Here is a 19975-nt window from a genome sequence, read left to right as displayed (position 1 = left end):
ATTGTTAATACCTTTTTCTATCTCTTTCATTATTTAACTCCTTTTTAAGTAGTAATAATAGCTTTTGTGGATATGTTGATAACTCATCTTTTTTAATTTCTAGAGCCATTTTTCTTGTTGAAAACTTGTTTATTATTTGTTTTGTATGTGGATAATTTTTATTAAACTTAGAGTTATTAACCTTTTATTAACATTTATCCACATAATATTAACAAGTTATCAACAAGTTATCAACATTTGTTGATAAGTAGAGCATTTTTTAAGTTGAGTTTAAGAGAGACTTTATTTGCTCAATTATTTTTTTAAGTGTTTGGTCGTTGTTTATTTCTTCTTTTACTCTTTCATAAGCGTGTATTACTGTTGAATGATCTCTTCCAAAATATTCACCTATTTGTGGTAGCGAGTTTTTTGTCATCTCTCTACATAAATACATTGCAATCTGCCTTGCGTTTGCTTGATGACTCTTTCTTCCTCTACTTTTTAAGTCTTCTAATTTAATTTGCATTACTTTAGAAACAGCTGTTGCGATCTCATCCATTGTAGGTAGATTGTTTAATTTATTATCTTCTATGTTTTTGAGTGCTTCTTGGGCATGTTTTATTGTTATCTTTGATTCTTGATTAATAGAGCAGAGGGCCATCGATTTTGTAAGTACGCCTTCTAATTCTCTAATGTTTGAGGCTACCTTTTCTGCAATTAATATTAGTGCGTCTTGCTCTATATCAATATTTTCTATTTCAGCTTTCTTTTGTAAAATTGCAATTCTTGTTTCTAAATCTGGAGGTTGAATATCAGCAATTAAACCCATTTCAAACCTTGTTCTTAAGCGCTCTTCTAAGGTTCTTATTTCTTTTGGAGGTCTGTCAGAGGATAGTACTATTTGTTTTCCTGATTCATAAAGTGAATTAAAAGTATGAAAGAACTCTTCTTGTGTTCTTTCTTTTCCAGCTATAAATTGGATATCGTCAACTAGCAGTATATCTATATTTCTATAATGTTCTTGAAACGAGTTGATTTTATCATCCTTTATGGCGTTTATAAATTCATTTGTGAACTTTTCGCTTGTAATATATAGAATATGAAGGTATGGTTTTTTAGTTCTTATTGTTGTTGCTATAGCCTGGAGCAAGTGCGTTTTTCCTAATCCTGCTCCACCATAGATAAATAAAGGATTATAGGCTTTACCGGGGTTATCTGCTACTGCGAGAGAAGCAGCATGCGCCATCCTGTTACCTGGCCCTACAACAAACGTTTCAAAGGTGTATTTAGATAAAAAGCTTCTCTGTTCATTCCTTTCTGTTTGTTGTATATTTTGATTACTACTCTCTAAACTTTCGTTTTCCTCTAAACTTTCTCTAGGTTGTTCTATTTCTAGGTATAGTTTAAGATTATCGCTTTCAATTATGTCTTCGATTATATTCTTTAATTTACTTGATTTTTGTTCAATATAAGTTTTAATAAATTCGTTTGGAACTATTAGAGTAAATTTATTTTCTTCTTTGTTAATTACTGCTTTAGAAGGTTTTAAAAAGGCTTCTACTGTGGGTTTTCCCATCTTTTCTTCAACTGTATCTAATATTTCTTGCCAAATATTATTCACTTCACCTAACCCTCTCAATTATCATTAACCTCTTTTAAAATTTGTAGATATATTTTATCATAGATAGGTTATCGTAAATATTCTAAATTCTAAATAGATATGGAGTGATAGATGTGCCAAAAAGAACTTATCAACCAAAAGTAAGAAAAAGATTTAAAGTACATGGATTTCTTACTAGAATGAGCACCAAAGCTGGTAGAAAAGTTATTAAGTCGAGAAGAACAAAAGGAAGACATAAGTTGACGGTTAGTGATTCATAAGAGTGCATTAATAAGCAATTCAAAAGAGATTTTAAGGGTATTTAATTCTAAGAAAAGAGAAGGCCACTATGTTAATATTTTTTATCGGCCTTCTTTATCCTCTAGGGTTTGTGTTATTGTATCTAAGAAAGTATCAAAGAGTTCTGTAAAAAGAAACTACATGAAGAGATTTATAAAGAGTTTTTTTATAATGGATTTTTTATATAATACTGATAGAAGAGATTTTTTTGATATTATAATTTTAGTGAAAAAACCATTTTGTAAAACAAATAAAGGAGAAGTTTACCAAGAATTAAAAAGGTTATGCAAAGATTTGTAGTATGTTTTTTAATTTTTATAATAAGAGTTTATCAAAAATTTATTTCACCTTTAAAAGGTAGGAGCTGTATTTTTTATCCCACATGTTCTGAATATGCAATTATAGCTATATCAAGATTTGGTATATTTAAGGGTAGCTTTTTAGCGATAAAAAGAATATTGAGGTGTCATCCTTTAAATCAAGGTGGATATGATCCAGTTCCAGAAAAATTTATTAATTCGAGAGGAGAAATAAGATAGTGAATTCCTTCTTTAGTTGGTTTGATACTAACGTTTTTCATCCAATTTTTTATTCTTTATTAAGTTTCTTACATGATTTTGGTTTAGTTATTATTCTTATAACTCTTTTGATAAGAGCTATATTGTGGCCCTTCAATCACATTTCACTTGATCAGATGAAGAAGATGCAAAAGCTTCAACCTAAAATAAAGGAACTTCAGGAAAAATATAAATCAGATCCACAAAGACTTCAAACTGAGATGGTAGCCTTTTATAAAAATAACAATATAAATCCGTTTGGTGGTTGTCTACCAATGCTTATTCAGTTACCTATTCTCATTGCCTTTTATTATTTTTTGCTTAGTCCTGAATTAAAAAGTATTATTGAACAAACTCATTCAGCAGTAAATTTTTTATGGATTTCTGATATTACTGAAAAGGATCCATTTTATATTTTGCCAGCTTTACTTATGATTACAACATACATTCAACAAAAGATTACAACAAATACTGCTGATAGGATGCAAAGACAAATGCTTTTAATAATGCCACTTTTCTTAGGTTTTATATCCATTCAGTTTCCTGCTGGGATATTAATTTATTGGAACGTTTCTAACATAATAGGTATATTACAATCATTTATAGTTATGAGAAAACATTCATAATGTTAAAAGAAGTATTAGTTAGTGCCAAAAATCAAGAAGAAGCTATTAAAAGAGGTTTGGAACTGCTTGGTATTGATGAGGATTCAAAGTATAATTTTGAAATTTTAGAACACCCAAAAAGAGGTCTTTTAGGTATTGGGTCTAAAGAAGCAAAGGTAGTTATAAGATACACTCCTACTATTGAGGAATTTGTTTCCGAAATAATAAAATCTCTAATAAAAGAGATTCCAAATAGTAATTTTTCTATAGAATTTAACTTAAATCAAAATATCCTTTTTGTTAACATAAAGGGGGAAAATATAGGGTGTCTTATTGGAAGACACGGTTTAATACTTAAATCTTTAGAATTTTTATTAAACAAAGTTATAAAGGTTAACTTTGATAATTTTAAAGTCGTTCTTGATATAAACAATTATTGGAAAAATAGAACCTTATTTTTATATGAACTGTCTGATAAGCTTGTAAAAAAATGTATAAAATTTAAGAGGAAAATAGAATTTTTACCTTTACCAGCCCATGAAAGAAAGGTAATTCATATCTATCTTTCTAAACGCAGCGATATAACTGTTTATAGTGTGGGTACTGGAAAAGATAGGCATATTGTAATTGAACCAGTAAATAATGCTTAAAGATAGTACTTCATTTGATGCTCAAAAATTTAGTTTATTATTTAAAAGATACTTACCCGGTTTTGTTAAATATTTGGATAATATATGTTTGTATTCAGAACGTCTCTTTTTATATAATAGAAAGCATTCATTAGTCTCATTTAAGAGCATTGAAGATTTTTTTTTCAAACACATATATGATTCTTTATATCCTACTAATTTATGTCCTAATTTTTTTTGTTATTCAAAATTTCTTGATATTGGTTCTGGCGCTGGAATTCCAGGTTTAATTTTGTCGATTTGTTTTCCTGAAACCTTATGGTTATTACTAGAACCAAAATATAAAAGGGTCGTTTTTCTTGAAGGAATAATTTTAGAACTTAATATAAAAAATGCTGTAGTGCTTCAAGAAAGATTTGAAAATTTAAAAGAAATACCTGAAAGAGTTATTTCAAGAGCGACCTTTCCCCTAGAAAAAATGCTTTTAATTTTAAAAAAACATAAAAATTTTTCTGTAGGATTATGGTTAGGCCAAACTTTTGATGGGTCTCTTTTGATTAATTGTGATTATGAAATCTTTAATTATACCCTACCGGATGGCTTTGGGATAAGAAGATTTTTGCTAATTAAATTTTGATTTGACAGTTATAAAGCTTCTAAAATATAATAAATCGTGTATGGTGGATGTAGCTCAATGGCAGAGCACTGCACTGTGGCTGCAGGGGTTGGGGGTTCGAATCCCCTCATCCACCCCATTATGCGCCCGTAGCTCAGTTGGATAGAGCGACGGACTTCGAATCCGAAGGTCAGGGGTTCAAATCCCTTCGGGCGCGCCAGGAGTCTAAGGTAGGAATCTTTAACGAAGTAAAATCAAAGTTTGTTTATGCTAAGGATGTGAGACAGATTTTGGAATACGTTAGTACTGGCAATGTAGATGCGGGCTTTGTTTATAAAACTGATGCTGCCACATCAAATGATGTTCAGGTAGCTAGCACGATTCCAGATTTAAATCATAAGCCCATAGTGTATTATGCAGCTGTACTGAATTCTACAAAGTATCCTGATGAAGCAAAAGAATTTATGAATTATCTTTTAAGTAAACAATCACAAGAAATACTTAGCGAATATGGCTTTTTACCGCCTGAGAAAATTAAATAAAATTTAAAAGTTTGGATTTCTTTTGTTGGTCTTATTTGGTAAACACGGACCTATTGGCATACTTTTTGAAACTCTCTTTCATACTTCAATAATATTTACAATTTATGCTGCATCTGCTGCATCCTTTTTGGTTGCATTTCCCTTAATGTATAAAAGTGCAAGATCGGCTTTTGAAAGTGTAGATGAAAATCTTAAAGATGCTGCTAAAACTCTTGGTGCTGGTAATTGGAAAATTTTTTTTACAATTACATTGCCGCTCTCTTTTCCTGGATTGGTATCTGGGTTTATTTTGGCTTTTGCAAGGGCATTAGGTAAGTTTGGGGCAACAATAAAGGAAATTTCTCTTAAGCATTAAGTTTTTATACTCCCGTTGTAGTAAGGATATCTTCGTCTGTCTCTTGTCTCATCACTCTTCCTATGTCTGATCTTGTAATTATGCCGACTAACTCATTATTTTGATTATCCTTGACCACGGGTACTCTCCCAATACCTTTTGATATAATTATTTTCATAAAATCGTATAATGAATCTTCAGGAGTTAATGTTATTAAGTTTTTTGTCATGATATCCCTCGCAAGCACCTTGTTTTTATCCAATTTTCTTGCTTTCCACAAATCTGTTTTAGTTATCATTCCGACTAAAAAACCATTGTCTGTAATTGGAATGCCGGTATATATATTTTTTGTCATTATATCTTCAACTTCAGCAACTTTTAAATCTGGACTAGCTGTCAGAGGTTTTTGCATAACCTCTTTTATCTTTATATAGGTTAAATAGTGCGATATACATTCATCTTGATATGCAGGCGAGTCTATCCTTCTTTCGACCTGTGCGCTGTATATGCTTTGATGTCCCGAGAAAAAATCAGCTATGAAGACAGAGATCATTGATGGGATAAGGAGATCGTATCCGTGACTCATTTCCGCTACCATAACAATAGTTGACAAAGGTGCTTTTGAAACTGCTGCGTAAACCGACATCATGCCTACGATAGTGAACGATGTTATGTCAAGATTATTATTTGGAATTATGTTTGATAAAAGATTGCTGACTGCAAACCCTGTAAGTCCCCCTGAGACGAGCGATGGTCCAAAAACACCTCCGGGACTGTTAAATCCCAATGTAAAGCCCAATGCCAGTACCATCGCAACAATGCCAATAATTGTAAATTGAGGCGTTATGATGTCAAGCCTCTTGTCTGTTATAAGCTGAATCCACCCATAACCGCTGCCGATAACCACAGGGCTTATAATACCGATTGAGCCTGTAACAAAGCCACCTATTGGCTGAACCATATATTGAGGTAAAGGCAAAATACTTGCAAGCTTTTTTGAATATAAGAAAGATTTCATTATAGATTTTGCAATGAACATACAGGCAAACCCAAGAACTATATATTGTAATAATACCACTATTTTAAAATTTTTGGCGGCATCTACGTGAATATAAAATAAGGGTTCGAAACCAAATGTTAAGCCTACACAAGTGTAAGCTATTATTGCCGCAATGAAGCAGCTAAGCATTGATTGTATTTCAAAGTCCTTTTTATAAAAAACCTCTGCACCAACTATAGCGCCAGCAAGAGGGGCCCTAAAAACTGCTCCAAGTCCTGCTCCAAGACCAGCTGCTAGCGCAATTCTTCTTTCTCTCTCGCTTAATTTTAATTTTTGCGCTATAAAAGATCCTAAGCCTGCTCCAATTAAAGACATTGGACCTTCTCTTCCCGATGTGCCGCCCGCACCAATTGTGATTGTTGATGCTAGAAGCTTTATAAAAGTTGTTTTTATATCAATTAATGCCTTTTCAAAGTGATATGCTCTAATGGCTGCGTTTGTACCAGCTCCGCTTGCCTCAGGTGCAAACTTGTATATTAATAGTCCTGATATTAGCCCACCTAGCGCAACACTTATTGGAAATAGATATGGTCTAGCAATAATAATGCGATATAAGTCGGGGTTACCGCCCTCTCCTGTTACTTCTGGTGGATAATACCCTACTAGCAATTTTAAAAAAACAAAAGAGGTATATTTCAAAGCTAATAAAAAAATTACTGCTGCAATGCCAACTGAAATTCCTATTAAGACTGGGACATACAGATATCTTCTTGCATCCTTTGTTTTTATTCTTTCTATATAGGGCATTTTGCTGAAATTTTTAAGGAGAATTTGTATGTTATTTATCAACTCTCTTTTTGTCAATTCTCCTCCATAGCTTTAAGTGTTTTTTAGACTATTATACTGAAATTTAACATCGTTAACTTATAAGAATTTCAACTTGTTTTATAAGAAGAATATTATACAAACTCATTTTTATTTAAATAGACTATTTTTGTTTTTATTAATTATTATATTTTTATTACCATCTAAGCCTGTACAATATATGCTCTGAAATAAACTTAATCGATAAGTTCTCATCTCGGAGTATTTATAATAAAACAAAATTTTTAATATAGTTATGTTGTTGTGTTCAAGAGAGAGCCTTTTGAGCTGCTGGCAATATCACTGGCAATATCATTTGAAAGATAATGTTTGCTCGTTATGTTTCTCGAGAAACATCTCAGTTAATTATATTTTTTATTAATTTCTCAATATTGCTTTTGCTCTTTTCAACATTGTCTGGCTCAATTTGTTTGACTATAGCGCTCCCTATAATTACTGCATCTGTTGGTAGGCTGTTAAATTGCTCTTTTGAACTAACGCCAAAGCCTGCAGCTACATAATTTGAGCTTATCTTCTTGACGCGTTCAAGATAGTTATATGTATCTTTGCTGTAATTAGATCTGGCTCCTGTTATGCCAAAGACAGTTACTGCGTAAATAAAAGCATTAGTATGTTTTGAAATTTTCTTTATATCGTGTTCTTTTATATTTGGTGTTGCAAAAGGAATATATGAAATATTAAATTTTTCAAGATAAGGCCTTAGTCTGTAAGATTCTTTAAAAGGTAAATCAGGTACAATTACAGCATCAGCAAATGAAGAAATTCTTCTTGCAAAGTTTTCTTCACCTTTGTTGTAAATTAAATTGTAATATAACATTGGAATAATAGAAATTTTGTATTCTCCCTTTATCTCTTCCGCTAAGATATAAGCATCCTCACTCTTTATGCCATTTTTAATTGCAAAGGAATAACTGTTTGAAATAGTTGGACCATCTGCAATTGGATCCGAAAATGGAATTCCAAGTTCAATTATTTTTATTCCACATTCGACTAATGTTTTAATATATTCTTTTGTTGCATTTAGTGATGGATAACCTGCTGGTAAAAATGGGATAAGTGTTTTCTTTTCGCTTAAAATTTCTCTAATTTTGTTCATCTTTTCCCTCCATACTTTTCATAATAGTTTGCATGTCTTTATCCCCTCTACCCGATAGATTTATAATTATTATGCTGTCTTTTTTTAACTCTTTGGACTTCTTTATTGCAAGGGCTACCGCATGTGCGCTTTCAAGAGCACAAATTATTCCTTCTTCCTTTGCCAGAATCTCAAGTGCTTCAAGCGCTTCATCATCAGTAATTCCCTCATATATGACTCTCTTTGATTCTTTTAGATATGAATGTTCTGGACCAACACCGGGGTAATCTAATCCTGGTGCAATAGAATGAGCCTCCTCTACTTGTCCATCTGAATCTTGTAAGAGATAACTGAGCGAACCGTGTAATACGCCTGGTCTTCCTGCTGATAGGGTGGCTGAATGTAAGCCTGTTTCTATTCCTTTACCAGCTGCTTCTGCACCGAAGATTTTAACGCTTTCATCTTGAATAAAGGCCTTGAACAAACCTATTGAATTACTGCCTCCTCCAACACAAGCGAAAATTGCATCGGGGAGCGAACCTGTGCTTTTAAAAATTTGATACCTTGCCTCTTCTCCAATTACCCTTTGGAAGTCTCTTACTATGGTTGGGAAAGGATGAGGTCCAGCAGCTGATCCAATCATATAATGAGTAGTATTAATGTTGGTAACCCAATCTCTTAAGGCTTCGTTCATTGCATCTTTTAGAGTTTTTGAACCAACGTCGACTTTATTAACCCTTGCTCCAAGAAGTTCCATTCTAAATACATTCAGTTTTTGTCTTTCGTAGTCGATTGCTCCCATGTATATTTCGCAAGGTATCTTTAAAAATGCGCAAACTGTTGCTGTGGCTACGCCGTGTTGACCCGCTCCAGTTTCTGCAATAATCCTTTTTTTATTTAATCCCCTTGCAATCAGACCCTGTCCTAGACAGTTATTCAATTTGTGAGCTCCTGTATGCAAGAGGTCCTCTCTTTTTAGAAATGTATTAATCCCAAATCTTTTGGAAAAATTTGGTGCATAGGTTAATGGAGTAGGTCTTCCTGCATATTCTTTTAGTAAGCTGTTAAATTCCTTAAAAAATTCTCTATCTCCTCTGATTTTATTATAATAAGTTTCGAGTTCATCGAGTGCATAAACTAAAGTTTCGGGGACAAAGGCACCTCCAAATTTTCCAAAGTTGCCATTAATAGTTTTATCCAAGTTTTTAACCTCCAAAAAAATTATTTTTTAAGCTTTTTGAAAAATTCTTCTAGAAGAGTAATATCCTTTTTATTATCCTTTTCTACTCCAGATGCAAGATCAACTCCACATAGTTGAGGTTTTGACACCTCTTTAATAATTCTTTCAATATTTTTACTATTAAGGCCACCAGCAATAAAGAACGGCGTGTTTAAATTATACCCTTTTAAAACCTTTGTATTTAGACTTGTACAATTTTTTGTCTTATCAAACAAAAAATAATCTGGTTTATACTCTGAAAGGTTTTCTGGCAAATTATTTTCTATCCTAAAAGCCTTTATAGCTAAAAGTTTATTTTTTTTAACTATTTCTATATCTTTTGGATCCTCTTTTCCGTGAAGTTGAACACCAAATAGGTTACAAATTTTTGCAATATTTATCACTTCTTCTATATCGTTATTTTGAAAAACACCTATAAATTTTTCACTACTCAATTTCATTACTATAGTCTTTCCTATTTTTGCGTCTAATCTTCTTGGACTTTCACAAAATATAAGCCCCATGTAATCTGGTTTAAATAAGCTTGAGACGATTGCATCTTCAATACTTCGTATGCCACAGATCTTAACAAGCATTATTTAAAATTCTCCTCTTTCAAAAAAATCCTAAAAATTTTCTCTTGAAAGTAGTCTTTTATTAAATATACTGCTATCAGGATATGAGGTTATATTGCCTCTTAGTAAAGTTAAAGTTAGTTTTACTATTGCTTCTCCTATAAGAACCCCTGAAACACCGCTTTTGGCTAGTTTATAAATTTCTTCTTCAGATTTTATTCCTGATTCTGAAACTATTTTAATCTGTTTTGGTATTGAATTTACAAGTTTAAATGTATTATTTATATCAACTTCAAAAGTTTTTAGATTTCTATTGTTGATGCCAACTATTTTTGGCTCTATTTCTAAAGCTATATTCAATTCTTCTTCATTGTGAATTTCTATTAGGGAGTCTATTCCAAGATTGGTAGCATGATTAAACAGCTCCTTTAATCTTTTCGGATCTAAGATGGACGCTATAAGGAGAATGCAATCAGCACCTACTAGATATGCCTCGTCAATCTGATCTTCTATTAGAATAAAATTTTTATATAAAATAGGCAGGTTGCAAAAGGATTTGATATATGTAATGTATAAAGGGTCTCCTTTAAAAGCGCGTTTGTTTGTTAGCACTGATAGAGCGCTGCAACCGAACTTTTCATAAAAATCTATAAAATTTCTAATCTCCCTTTTTGGATTTTTGATAAAAATCCCTTTAACAGGTGAAGCTGGTTTAAATTCTCCTATAACACTTATGGGCTTTAAAGCGTCAAAAAAAGAGATTATAGGATATGTTCTGCCATAATTTTTAAGCACCCTTAAAAGCTCTCGTCTTTGATTGAATTCTTCTATCTCCTCTTTTGAGATTTTTTCAAGGATGTTCATAGCGTGTTAGTGTAAGTTCTTAACATCTCGAATTTTGATAGTGCTAGTTTGGAATCAATCGAATCTTGTGCCATCGCTATTGCTTCTTGAAAGTCTGAGGTATAATTTGAAGCCATTATTGCTATGGCTGCGTTTAAAACTACTATATCCTTTTCAGGGCAATTCTCTCCACTGAGAACCTTCATTATTTTTTTTGCACTTTCTTCAGAGTTATTAACTGCGAATTCCGATGATGGCACCTTTTTAAAGCCATATTGTTCTGGATCTAAAAAGAACTCTCTTGATTCCCTTCCTTTAATCTCAATTACATAATTTGGTCCTTCAAGAGAGAGTTCGTCCATCCCACCTGCGCCGTGAATTAGATAAATATGTCTAGGATTAAGATTTTTTATAACTTTACTTAGAGTAGGCATTACTGACTTGTCAAAAACTCCAATTACCTGATTGTCTGCACCTGCTGGATTAGTTAGGGGCCCTAAAATGTTAAAAAAAGTTCTGATGCCTAGTTCTCTTCTAGCTGGCGCCACATTTTTCATTGATGGGTGAAGCAAGGGTGCGAATAGAAAAGCTATGCCTATATAGTTCAAACAGTTTTCTATTGCTTCTGGAGTGAGATTGATATTAACGCCAAGTCTTTCTAATACATCTGCTGAACCTGAGGAGCTTGAAACGCCTCTGTTGCCGTGTTTTGCTACTGGAATTCCTGCTCCAGCAACAACAAAAGCGCTTGCAGTGGAAATATTAAACGTTTTTAAGTTGTCTCCTCCTGTTCCGCATGTGTCTACAACAATTGGATGTCTGGTTTTAATCTTTTTTACATGTTCTCTCATTGATTTTACAAAACCAGTTAACTCTTCCGGAGTCTCCCTTTTCATTCTAAGACCGATAAGGATTGCGCCAATTTGACTTTGTGTAACTCTTGCTTCCATTATGTTGTCCATAAGATTTTTTGCTTCCTCTTCAGACAAATGCTCATTGTTTAAAATTTTGTCCAATGCGCTTTTTACCGTATTTCTCTCTCTCACCATATTTCTCTCTCCTTCTCATCTTTTTGTTAATTCACTCTGTTCTTCTTTCTAGAATAATTAAATTTTACACAGTATAGATGTTCGCGATTATTTTAGAGCTAAAAAATTTTTAAGTATTTTTTGACCGCTTGGGGTCATAATTGACTCTGGATGAAATTGAACCCCATAAATAGGTATTTCTTTGTGTTTAAGCGCCATTATTGTGTCATCATCAATGCTTTTTGCTAATATAATGAGATCTTCTGGGAAATCTTTTTCGTTTAAACACAGGGAATGATATCTCATTGCTTTGAATGGATTTTTTAATCCAGAAAAAATGGGATCGCTTATAAAATTTATCATACTTGTTTTCCCGTGCATAATATTTTTTGCTCTTATAACTTCAGCTCCAGAAAGATAGCCAATCAATTGATGCCCAAGACAAACTCCCAAAAGAGGTTTTCTAAATTCCTTTGCATAGTTATATGCTTTTGAAGAAAGTTTACATTCTTTTGGATGACCTGGTCCTGGAGATATAACTAATCTATCAGGATTGAACTCTAATATTTTTTCAAAAGGCTCATTGTCTCGTAATACAAGCATATCTCTTTTCGTTTTTCTAATTTTTGCGAAGCCTTGAACTAGGTTAAAAGTAAAGGAATCAAAGTTATCAATTATCAAAAGTCTATCTATCATTGGGTTTCACCCCTATTAAGAATAGAAAGGAGAGCCTTTGCTTTATGAATAGTTTCAAAATATTCGGTAGAAGGATTTGAATCGGCCACTATACCCGCTCCTGCTTGTAGGTAGATCGTTTTGTCCTTGAAAAAAGCTGTCCTTATTGCTATGCAAGTATCAAAATTTCCGCTTATATCGAAATATCCAACTGCACCGGCATATGGACCTCGCCTCTCTGGTTCTAATGAATCAATTATTTCCATAGATCTAATTTTAGGCGCTCCTGATACAGTTCCTGCAGGAAATGAGGCAAAAAATGCCTCTAATGGGTGTGTATTTTTTTCTAGTATCCCTGTAACTTCACTAACTATGTGCATTACGTGTGAATAGTTTTCTACCTTCATAAATTCTTCAACTTTTATAGTTGATGGTGCGCAAACTCTACCAAGGTCGTTTCTGGCCAGGTCTACTAACATGACATGTTCGGCACACTCTTTTGGATCTTCTAGAAGTTCTTTTGCAAGGCTTTTATCCTCGAGAGGGTTATTCCCCCTTTTTCTAGTTCCAGCGATAGGCCTTGAAAATAATTTGTTATCTCTTAGGGTTAGAAATGTCTCAGGTGATGAACCAGATATTACAATGTCATTTAATTTTATATGAAATAGGTAAGGAGAAGGATTTAATCTTCTTAAATTCCTATAAAATTCAAAAGGATCCCCCAAAAATTCTGTAGAAAATCTTTGCGAAAGCACAGTTTGAAATGTATCACCATTTCTTATATACTCTTTGATTCTTTTTACGGCTTCTTCGAAATCAGATCTTCTTGTATGGCTTTTTATAATTTTGTTGTTTTCAAACTCTTTATCTGTATGGTTTTGAGAGGCAATAAAATTTTTGTTTTTCGAATTTGTGATGTTTGCTGATATGATAAGCTTTTCTCCCTCATTAAGAAAAAACTCTGCTCTTTTTTCATCAGATTCGTAAAGCGCATGAGTGATAAGATATATGGTATCTGTAAAGTGATCGAATGCAATAATTAATCCTGGGAAAAAGAGCATTGCGTCTGGGAAAATAGCAGGTTTGTAAAATTTTAAAGAACTCTCATAAAACCTTACACATTCATAGCCAATGTATCCAATTAGCCCTGAAGTAAAAGGACATATTATGTCTACTTTTGGCAATTTTTCAAAAACGTCTTTTAGAACTTCTATGAGCGAATTATTAGTGTTGACGTTTTTAATTCCAATTTTTTCAAGATCAATATCTGCAACAATCCTTGTTGTTTCTGTGTTTGTTGATATGAGAAATCTAGGGAATGCCCCTAAAAAAGAATATCTTGCAAGCTTATTAAACGTTTTACTTTCAAGCAGGAAAGAAAAAGGCAGATTTTTCATCTTTTCATAAAGGCTTATGGGTGTTTGTGAATCTGCAGAATAAGTTCTGACAAACAATTTTGACATACTCGGCTCCTCTCTTCTCAACTAAATTTCCTTAACCTTAACCCTAATCTAAAATAGCTCTAACAAATTAGTATTTTTTATAATAGCAAAAAATCTTATTTTGTCAAATTTTCGACATTCCTCAAAAATAACTATAGTAACGCGAGCATCTTGCTCGCGAAAGTTTTTTTTTATTTTGTAATCTATTCGAAATGCCCTTGTTTCCTCATAATTGACAATAAAGAACCATCCCTTAAAACATATATAGTTATAAACCAAAAACTATAAAAGGAGGTTATAAGGGATGGTTGCATCTATTCCTAGAATATTGTATAACTTGAAGAAAGCCATATTATTTATTGTTTGAATAAAGTCTTATTTTGTTTTATCATAAAAATGTTTCTTGAGAAACTTTTTGGAGGTTCAATATGAAGCTGGGCGAAATTTATAGGCTTGCGATTAAAATGGGCATTGAAGCAGATCCAAGGGGGAAGGAAGAGGTTTCTAAATATCTTGAAAAAGTTAAGAGGGATTACGATGAGCTAAGCGAAAAGAAAAAAGCAAGATTTGACAAGGAACTTTTAGAAAATCCATATTCTGACAGTCGAATTCTTAATGGCAAAGAGGATCAAATAATAAAGAGAATTCTTGTTGGGATTGACATGGAAGTGCCAGAAATTATTTTGGCCGATAGATTAAGAGAAAAAGGAGAGAGAATTGATTTAATATTAGCTCACCATCCTGAGGGTAAAGCGCTGCCAGGCTTGGAAGGGGTTATGCGTTTACAAGAGGATATACTATTCTTACAGGGTATACCAATAAATGTAGCTGAAAATCTAATGGGGGATAGAATTGCAGAGGTTTCGCGCTCTGTGCACCCAGCAAATCACAATAGAGCGGTGGACGCTGCTAAACTTTTAGGATTTGCATTTATGAACATTCACACTCCAGCCGACAATATTGTTACAAAGTTTTTAACAGATCTCTTTGTTGAAAAGAAGCCTGAGACTGTAGGGGAAATTATAGATATTCTGCTTGAAATTCCTGAATATCAGGATGCTCAAGCGCACAATTTTGGACCAAAAATTGCAAGCGGATCAGAGAAAAGTCGTTGTGGAAAAATTTGGGTAGACATGACAGGTGGCACATCAGGCAGCAAGAATAGCTACGAAAAGCTCTCAGTAGCTGGAATCGGCACAATTGTTGGAATGCATATGAAAGAAGATCATCTGGTAGAAGCTAAAAAATATGGTATAAATGTCGTTATTGCTGGGCACATGCCATCTGATTCAATCGGAATGAACCTTATACTTGATGAAATTGAAAAGGATGGAATCAATATTATACCAACATCTGGCCTTATTAGGGTAAAACGTTGAAAAGAATTATTGTATTTGCGAACCAAAAAGGTGGAGTAGGTAAAACCACCTGTGTAATTAATTTAGCTGCCTCATATGCTGAGCGCAACAGAAACACTCTTATTATAGATTTAGATCCACAGGGCAATGCTACTACAGGTTTAGGAATTGATAAAAGAAAATTAACATCCTCATCTTACGAACTTTTAGTTTCAAAAGAGTATGTAATGCCTGCTGAAACTGGAATTGACAATCTTAAGATTATTTGTTCACACCCAGATCTTGCAGGGGCAGAAATTGAATTGGTTGAGGATTCCAAAAGAAATTTAAGATTAAAAGAAAGATTGAGAGATTACAGTAATTTCGATGTAGTAATCATTGATACTCCGCCATCTTTAGGCATACTCACCCTTAATGGACTTTGTGCTGCGAAGGACTTGATTATTGCAATGCAAGCTGAATTTTATGCTCTGGAAGGACTTAGCATGATAATTAACACTTATGAAAGGGTTAGATCTAGACTCAATCCTGAGCTTAATTTGCTGGGAATTCTTGTGAATATGTTTATGCAGCGATTGGTCGTTTCCAATGAAGTATTAAGGGATTTAAAGTCGCACTTTAAAGGCAAAGTCTTTAATACCATAATTCCTAGAAGCATTAGGGTAGTAGAGTCGCAAAGTTTTGGCAAACCAATAATAATTTTTGATCCTAAGTCTTCAGTTAGTAATGCTTTTAGAGAACTTTTACGGGAGATAGAAAAAGATGTCTAAAAGAGGTATTGGCAGAGGTCTTGATGCCTTATTGGGAGATGAAAGCTCTGATAGAACTTTGAAATTCGTTTCAATTTCTAAAATACTTCCGAATCCATATCAGCCGAGGAGAACTTTTGACGAGGAGAGCATTTTGAAGCTTTCTGAATCAATAAAGGTACACGGAGTACTTCAGCCAGTAGTACTAAGAGAAAAGGGCGATTTTTATGAAATAATTTCTGGAGAAAGAAGGGTTAGAGCTTGTGAGAAGATAGGAATTTCAGAGATACCTGCAGTAATTAAAGAAGTAAGTGACGATCAAATGGCTATACTTGCTTTGGTTGAGAACCTGCAAAGGGAAGATCTCTGTGCAATTGACGAAGCAAAGGCATACCTTGAGCTTCAGGACAAGTTTTCAATGACTCATGAAGAGATAGCAAATTCAGTTGGTAAGTCTAGATCTTATGTTACAAACACTATTAGACTTCTACAGCTTCCTGATGAGGTAATAAAATATATAGAAAATAATAGCTTAAGTCCAGCACATGGTAGGGTATTGCTCTCTTTGAAAGACAAAGAGGAAATTTTAAATTTTGCTAGAAAAATTGTAAAGGAAAACATACCTGTAAAGGTAGCTGAGGAATTAAAGATAAAATTTCTTTCGAATAAAGAGAAGTTTAGTACCCAATCAAAAGGTATTAAAAGTAAAACACAGTCTTTAAAAGATGCAGAAGGAGTGAAACAAGATGAAGAGCTTAAGTTTATTGAAATTGAGGTCTCAAAAAAACTTAAAACTCCAGTTCATATATCGTTCTCCGGTAATATTGGACGTTTTACAATCGAATTTTACTCGAAAGAAGAGCTCAACACTCTTGTCGAAAAAATTTTTAGTATTTATGGGCTCGAGGATTAGTCTGTTATAATTTTTGGGTTAACTAAGGCTTTATTAAATTGACTTCACAAAGAAATAGGAGGAAGAAATCTTGGAAAGAACTTTAGTATTAATTAAACCAGACGCTGTTAAGAGACAGCTTACCAGTAAAATACTTTCAAGATTTGAAGACAAGGGTTTAAAGATAGTTGGTTTGAAACTTATGCAATTGTCTAGAGAGAATGCAATAAAACACTACGAAGAACATCAGAAAAAACCCTTTTTTGAAAGCCTTGTTTCTTTTATTACTTCTGGCCCAATAGTAGCCATAGTGCTTGAGGGGAAAGATGCTGTTACTGTAGTAAGAACAATGATGGGCACAACAAATCCTCGTGATGCAGCTCCAGGTACAATTAGAGGTGATTTTGCAATGGATTTGGGAAGAAACGTTATACACGGTTCTGACTCAGTTTATTCAGCTGAAAGGGAAATTAAGATCTTCTTTGAAGAGGATGAAGTGCTTGATTATGAAAGGGTAATTGATAAAGATATATATGAGAATTTAGAATAATACTTGAGCTAAGAAAAATTAAATATGGATTTCGTTAAAAATCTTGAACTCAAGATTATAAATCTAAAGTCTGAGTTTGGATATAGGTTTATAAAACCAGTTTTTAATGGATCTGAGAAGTATATAATCATAAATGGGAAAAAACTATTAAATCTCGCATCTAATAACTACCTTGGTTTAACAACCAATAAAATAATAAAAGATGCAGCGATTGAAGGAATAAAAAGGTATGGAACAGGTGCCTCTTCTTCGAGACTCATTGTGGGAAATAGTATATTATACGATGAACTTGAAAGAGAAATTTCAGATTTTAAATGTAAAGACAGATCTTTGGTTTTAAATAGTGGATACTGTGCTAATCTTGCAGCTTTATCTATTACGAAAGATTGCGATGTTTTCATGGATAAATTGTGTCATGCAAGTTTGATAGACGGAGCAATTCTTGCAGGAAAGAAATTTTATAGATTTAGGCATAATGATTTAGAGCACCTTGAAAAAATGATGAAAGATTCAGTAAATCCAAAAGTAGTTATCACAGAAAGTGTATTCAGCATGGATGGAGACTTATGTGATTTAGTTAATTTAGTTATGCTTTCAAAAAAGTATGACTTTTTTATAATTTTAGATGAAGCTCATGCTACTGGGATTTTTGGACGTGGAAGGGGTTTGGCACACGAGTATTCTCTAAGCCAAGATATTCATCTTAGTGTTGGAACCTTTTCAAAGGCACTGGGCAGTTTAGGAGGGTATTTGTCTGGTGATAGCGTTGTAATTGATTATATTACAAATTTTGCTAGATCTTTAATATACACTACTGCCTTGCCTCCTTCTGTATTATCTGCTAATATTGCGGCATTGAAATTTGTAAAGGAGAATCCATCTTATGGTTCCTCTCTTTTAAAGATGTCAGATGAAATTAGAAACTATTTAAAATCTTTAGGTTTTGATACGTTAAATTCGTCTTCACAGATTATTCCTGTATTATTAAAAGATAAAGAAAGAACTTTAAAGGCTCAGGAAATTCTATCAAATATGGGTGTGTATGTAGCAGCTATAAGAGAGCCAACTGTTCCAAAAAATTCTGCGCGGCTTAGAATCTCCCTAAGGTCTGACCTGAACTTTGATGAAATAGAACTTATAAAACAATCTTTCTTTGCACTGGCAGGTCAAATTTGATATTTTTGTCAGGCTGGAGCGGTTTTAGAGAGATATATCCTGAAATATCTAAAAAATGTAAGTACATTGTTCCGTTTGAAGACGAGGGTTTTTTAGAAAGATATCTTAACGAGATAAAACAGGAAGAAGACCTAATAGTTGGCTGGTCACTAGGGGCTAATCTAATTATAAGAGAACTTGATAGACTAAATGCAAAAAGAATAATTCTGATTGCACCCTTTTTTAATTTTACCGATTACGTTAATAAAAGAGTTATAGATCTTATGATTCGATCTTTTGAGAGGAATAGAGAAAAGTGCGTAATTGACTTTTGGTCGAAAATAGGGATTAGGACAGATCTACAAACAAAGGTAAGCCACTCTCTTAAGGATGGTTTAATATTTCTTAAGGAAAGAAATAACTTTAACGAGGTCTATCATAAAAGAAATATTCTGGTAATTGCACCAACAAATGATAGAATCTTGCCGCTTAATGCCTTTATTGAGGTTTATAAAAGAATTTTTGGAAGTATTATCAAGATCTATTCAAATCACTACATTGAAGAATCAATTTTAGAAAGAATTATTTTTGATAATATATGATGCAAAAGCCACAATCAGTAAAAGATTTTACTAGAAAATCATTTGACAGGGCATATCTTTATGAGGAATTTACTCCAATACAGAAAGAGATGGCTTATTTAATTTCTTTGAATCTCGGTTTTGAGAGATTTGATAGCGTTTTGGAAATTGGTTCTGGTTTAGGTTATTTAACTCGGTCTATAAATATTAGTTTTAATGACTATACATGTATTGATATTTCGAATAGGACTTTAAACAAACTTAAGGAGAAGCTTAAAAATCAGGAAAAGTTCAATTTTATAGTTGGCGACGTTGAGAAATACGATTTTTCTGGAAGGCAATTTGACTTAATTTTATCTTCTTCTTGTATACAATGGTTCCTTTATCCTGAAAAAACTCTAAAAAATCTAATCAGGTTGCTAAAAAAAGGCGGTCAAATACATTTAGGCGTCTTTATTGAGCCTACCTTTAAGGAAATGCAACTTGCAAGTATAATTTCTGGATTTGGTTCCAGATTGGAACTCAAAGATGAAAACTTTTATACAAACATCTTCAAAGAATTAGACATGATCTACAAGTACGTTTGTATAAAAAGATTATATTTTCAAAGTCCTGCTGATTTTTTGAAGTTTCACAAGGCTTCTGGTGCAAGATTTACGAATTTTGACTCACTTTGTTCTAAAAAGAGATTCAAAAAATTTTGTGAGTTTTATAAAGAAAACTTTGCACATAACGACAAGGTTTATGCAACCTATAGCTATCTTGTTGCAGGATTTACTATGTAGC

At 33.0% G+C, this 19975-nt stretch carries 24 protein-coding genes and 2 tRNA genes; 17 read left to right on the top strand and 9 right to left on the bottom strand.

The window, feature by feature from the left end:
* Positions 1-259: 259 nt before the first annotated feature.
* Positions 260-1618 carry a chromosomal replication initiator protein DnaA gene (dnaA, locus tag ACWIUX_RS03190; protein ID WP_448589280.1) on the bottom strand — a complete coding sequence of 453 codons (1359 nt, stop codon included), beginning with the start codon at positions 1616-1618 and terminating at the stop codon, positions 260-262.
* A 95-nt stretch (positions 1619-1713) separates the two neighbouring features.
* Between dnaA and rpmH the strand changes: the two genes are divergently transcribed.
* From rpmH to ACWIUX_RS03140, 10 genes are all read left to right on the top strand, one after another.
* The gene (rpmH, locus tag ACWIUX_RS03185; RefSeq protein WP_448589279.1) at positions 1714-1860 is read left to right on the top strand and encodes a 50S ribosomal protein L34; all 147 of its coding nucleotides are present in this window, start codon (positions 1714-1716) and stop codon (positions 1858-1860) included.
* Complete coding sequence (gene rnpA / locus ACWIUX_RS03180) at positions 1850-2179, top strand: ribonuclease P protein component (RefSeq protein WP_448589278.1); 330 nt, start codon at positions 1850-1852, stop codon at positions 2177-2179. The genes rpmH and rnpA overlap by 11 nt, the downstream gene beginning before the upstream one ends.
* On the top strand, positions 2164-2418 hold the full coding sequence (gene yidD / locus ACWIUX_RS03175; RefSeq protein WP_448589277.1) for a membrane protein insertion efficiency factor YidD: 255 nt from the start codon (positions 2164-2166) through the stop codon (positions 2416-2418). Before rnpA ends, yidD begins: the two co-directional genes overlap by 16 nt.
* A complete protein-coding gene (locus ACWIUX_RS03170; protein WP_448589276.1) occupies positions 2418-3062 on the top strand; it encodes a YidC/Oxa1 family membrane protein insertase in 645 nt (214 codons plus the stop codon). Before yidD ends, ACWIUX_RS03170 begins: the two co-directional genes overlap by 1 nt.
* Entirely contained in the window at positions 3062-3691 is a 630-nt protein-coding gene (jag, locus tag ACWIUX_RS03165; protein ID WP_448589275.1) for an RNA-binding cell elongation regulator Jag/EloR, read from the top strand. Before ACWIUX_RS03170 ends, jag begins: the two co-directional genes overlap by 1 nt.
* A gap of 88 nt (positions 3692-3779) precedes the next feature.
* The gene (locus ACWIUX_RS03160; RefSeq protein WP_448589274.1) at positions 3780-4307 is read left to right on the top strand and encodes a 16S rRNA (guanine(527)-N(7))-methyltransferase RsmG; all 528 of its coding nucleotides are present in this window, start codon (positions 3780-3782) and stop codon (positions 4305-4307) included.
* Positions 4308-4350: 43 nt separating this feature from the next.
* Positions 4351-4425: transfer RNA gene (locus ACWIUX_RS03155), tRNA-His, on the top strand.
* A 4-nt stretch (positions 4426-4429) separates the two neighbouring features.
* Positions 4430-4506: transfer RNA gene (locus ACWIUX_RS03150), tRNA-Arg, on the top strand.
* 16 nt (positions 4507-4522) lie between these two features.
* Complete coding sequence (modA, locus tag ACWIUX_RS03145) at positions 4523-4828, top strand: molybdate ABC transporter substrate-binding protein (RefSeq protein WP_448589282.1); 306 nt, start codon at positions 4523-4525, stop codon at positions 4826-4828.
* Between the two features lie 22 nt (positions 4829-4850).
* On the top strand, positions 4851-5183 hold the full coding sequence (locus tag ACWIUX_RS03140; protein WP_448589273.1) for a molybdate ABC transporter permease subunit: 333 nt from the start codon (positions 4851-4853) through the stop codon (positions 5181-5183).
* Between the two features lie 4 nt (positions 5184-5187).
* Here the strand turns inward: ACWIUX_RS03140 and ACWIUX_RS03135 are convergent, their stop codons facing one another.
* The 8 genes from ACWIUX_RS03135 to trpE all read right to left on the bottom strand — a co-directional run bounded on the left by ACWIUX_RS03135 (position 5188) and on the right by trpE (position 13925).
* Positions 5188-7026, bottom strand: coding sequence for a chloride channel protein (locus ACWIUX_RS03135; RefSeq protein ID WP_448589272.1), 1839 nt, complete (start codon positions 7024-7026; stop codon positions 5188-5190).
* 358 nt (positions 7027-7384) lie between these two features.
* On the bottom strand, positions 7385-8143 hold the full coding sequence (gene trpA / locus ACWIUX_RS03130) for a tryptophan synthase subunit alpha (RefSeq protein ID WP_448589271.1): 759 nt from the start codon (positions 8141-8143) through the stop codon (positions 7385-7387).
* Complete coding sequence (gene trpB / locus ACWIUX_RS03125) at positions 8130-9311, bottom strand: tryptophan synthase subunit beta (protein WP_448589281.1); 1182 nt, start codon at positions 9309-9311, stop codon at positions 8130-8132. The genes trpA and trpB overlap by 14 nt, the downstream gene beginning before the upstream one ends.
* Positions 9312-9343: 32 nt before the next feature.
* Positions 9344-9937, bottom strand: a complete 594-nt coding sequence (locus ACWIUX_RS03120) for a phosphoribosylanthranilate isomerase (RefSeq protein ID WP_448589270.1) — start codon at positions 9935-9937, stop codon at positions 9344-9346.
* Positions 9938-9967: 30 nt separating this feature from the next.
* On the bottom strand, positions 9968-10780 hold the full coding sequence (locus ACWIUX_RS03115; RefSeq protein ID WP_448589269.1) for an indole-3-glycerol phosphate synthase TrpC: 813 nt from the start codon (positions 10778-10780) through the stop codon (positions 9968-9970).
* On the bottom strand, positions 10777-11808 hold the full coding sequence (gene trpD, locus ACWIUX_RS03110) for an anthranilate phosphoribosyltransferase (RefSeq protein WP_448589268.1): 1032 nt from the start codon (positions 11806-11808) through the stop codon (positions 10777-10779). The genes ACWIUX_RS03115 and trpD overlap by 4 nt, the downstream gene beginning before the upstream one ends.
* 87 nt (positions 11809-11895) lie before the next feature.
* Positions 11896-12483: an anthranilate synthase component II gene (locus ACWIUX_RS03105; RefSeq protein ID WP_448589267.1), complete on the bottom strand. Its 588-nt coding sequence runs from the start codon at positions 12481-12483 to the stop codon at positions 11896-11898.
* Complete coding sequence (gene trpE, locus ACWIUX_RS03100; RefSeq protein WP_448589266.1) at positions 12480-13925, bottom strand: anthranilate synthase component I; 1446 nt, start codon at positions 13923-13925, stop codon at positions 12480-12482. The genes ACWIUX_RS03105 and trpE overlap by 4 nt, the downstream gene beginning before the upstream one ends.
* A gap of 407 nt (positions 13926-14332) precedes the next feature.
* Between trpE and ACWIUX_RS03095 the strand changes: the two genes are divergently transcribed.
* The 7 genes from ACWIUX_RS03095 to ACWIUX_RS03065 all read left to right on the top strand — a co-directional run bounded on the left by ACWIUX_RS03095 (position 14333) and on the right by ACWIUX_RS03065 (position 19974).
* Positions 14333-15283 carry an NGG1p interacting factor NIF3 gene (locus tag ACWIUX_RS03095; protein WP_448589265.1) on the top strand — a complete coding sequence of 317 codons (951 nt, stop codon included), beginning with the start codon at positions 14333-14335 and terminating at the stop codon, positions 15281-15283.
* Positions 15280-16032, top strand: a complete 753-nt coding sequence (locus ACWIUX_RS03090) for a ParA family protein (RefSeq protein WP_448589264.1) — start codon at positions 15280-15282, stop codon at positions 16030-16032. The genes ACWIUX_RS03095 and ACWIUX_RS03090 overlap by 4 nt, the downstream gene beginning before the upstream one ends.
* The gene (locus tag ACWIUX_RS03085; protein WP_448589263.1) at positions 16025-16924 is read left to right on the top strand and encodes a ParB/RepB/Spo0J family partition protein; all 900 of its coding nucleotides are present in this window, start codon (positions 16025-16027) and stop codon (positions 16922-16924) included. The genes ACWIUX_RS03090 and ACWIUX_RS03085 overlap by 8 nt, the downstream gene beginning before the upstream one ends.
* 70 nt (positions 16925-16994) lie before the next feature.
* Entirely contained in the window at positions 16995-17453 is a 459-nt protein-coding gene (ndk, locus tag ACWIUX_RS03080) for a nucleoside-diphosphate kinase (protein ID WP_448589262.1), read from the top strand.
* Between the two features lie 24 nt (positions 17454-17477).
* Positions 17478-18629: an aminotransferase class I/II-fold pyridoxal phosphate-dependent enzyme gene (locus ACWIUX_RS03075; RefSeq protein ID WP_448589261.1), complete on the top strand. Its 1152-nt coding sequence runs from the start codon at positions 17478-17480 to the stop codon at positions 18627-18629.
* Positions 18626-19210, top strand: a complete 585-nt coding sequence (locus tag ACWIUX_RS03070; RefSeq protein WP_448589260.1) for a hypothetical protein — start codon at positions 18626-18628, stop codon at positions 19208-19210. The genes ACWIUX_RS03075 and ACWIUX_RS03070 overlap by 4 nt, the downstream gene beginning before the upstream one ends.
* Positions 19207-19974: a methyltransferase domain-containing protein gene (locus ACWIUX_RS03065; RefSeq protein ID WP_448589259.1), complete on the top strand. Its 768-nt coding sequence runs from the start codon at positions 19207-19209 to the stop codon at positions 19972-19974. Before ACWIUX_RS03070 ends, ACWIUX_RS03065 begins: the two co-directional genes overlap by 4 nt.
* Position 19975 lies beyond the last annotated feature (1 nt).

It is taken from the genome of Thermodesulfobium sp. (assembly GCF_053498235.1).
The sequence above is the reverse complement of the archived record's forward strand: the minus strand, read 5'-3'. Positions and strand labels throughout refer to the sequence as shown.

Coding starts and splice junctions, on each gene's coding strand:
- ACWIUX_RS03065 (WP_448589259.1), top strand. CDS start 19,207: ATGATGCAAAAGCCACAATCAGTAAAAGATTTTACTAGAAAATCATTT.
- ACWIUX_RS03085 (WP_448589263.1), top strand. CDS start 16,025: ATGTCTAAAAGAGGTATTGGCAGAGGTCTTGATGCCTTATTGGGAGAT.
- ACWIUX_RS03120 (WP_448589270.1), bottom strand. CDS start 9,937: ATGCTTGTTAAGATCTGTGGCATACGAAGTATTGAAGATGCAATCGTC.
- ACWIUX_RS03095 (WP_448589265.1), top strand. CDS start 14,333: ATGAAGCTGGGCGAAATTTATAGGCTTGCGATTAAAATGGGCATTGAA.
- trpA (WP_448589271.1), bottom strand. CDS start 8,143: ATGAACAAAATTAGAGAAATTTTAAGCGAAAAGAAAACACTTATCCCA.
- ACWIUX_RS03075 (WP_448589261.1), top strand. CDS start 17,478: ATGGATTTCGTTAAAAATCTTGAACTCAAGATTATAAATCTAAAGTCT.
- trpE (WP_448589266.1), bottom strand. CDS start 13,925: ATGTCAAAATTGTTTGTCAGAACTTATTCTGCAGATTCACAAACACCC.
- ACWIUX_RS03115 (WP_448589269.1), bottom strand. CDS start 10,780: ATGAACATCCTTGAAAAAATCTCAAAAGAGGAGATAGAAGAATTCAAT.
- trpD (WP_448589268.1), bottom strand. CDS start 11,808: ATGGTGAGAGAGAGAAATACGGTAAAAAGCGCATTGGACAAAATTTTA.
- jag (WP_448589275.1), top strand. CDS start 3,062: ATGTTAAAAGAAGTATTAGTTAGTGCCAAAAATCAAGAAGAAGCTATT.
- yidD (WP_448589277.1), top strand. CDS start 2,164: ATGCAAAGATTTGTAGTATGTTTTTTAATTTTTATAATAAGAGTTTAT.
- ACWIUX_RS03105 (WP_448589267.1), bottom strand. CDS start 12,483: ATGATAGATAGACTTTTGATAATTGATAACTTTGATTCCTTTACTTTT.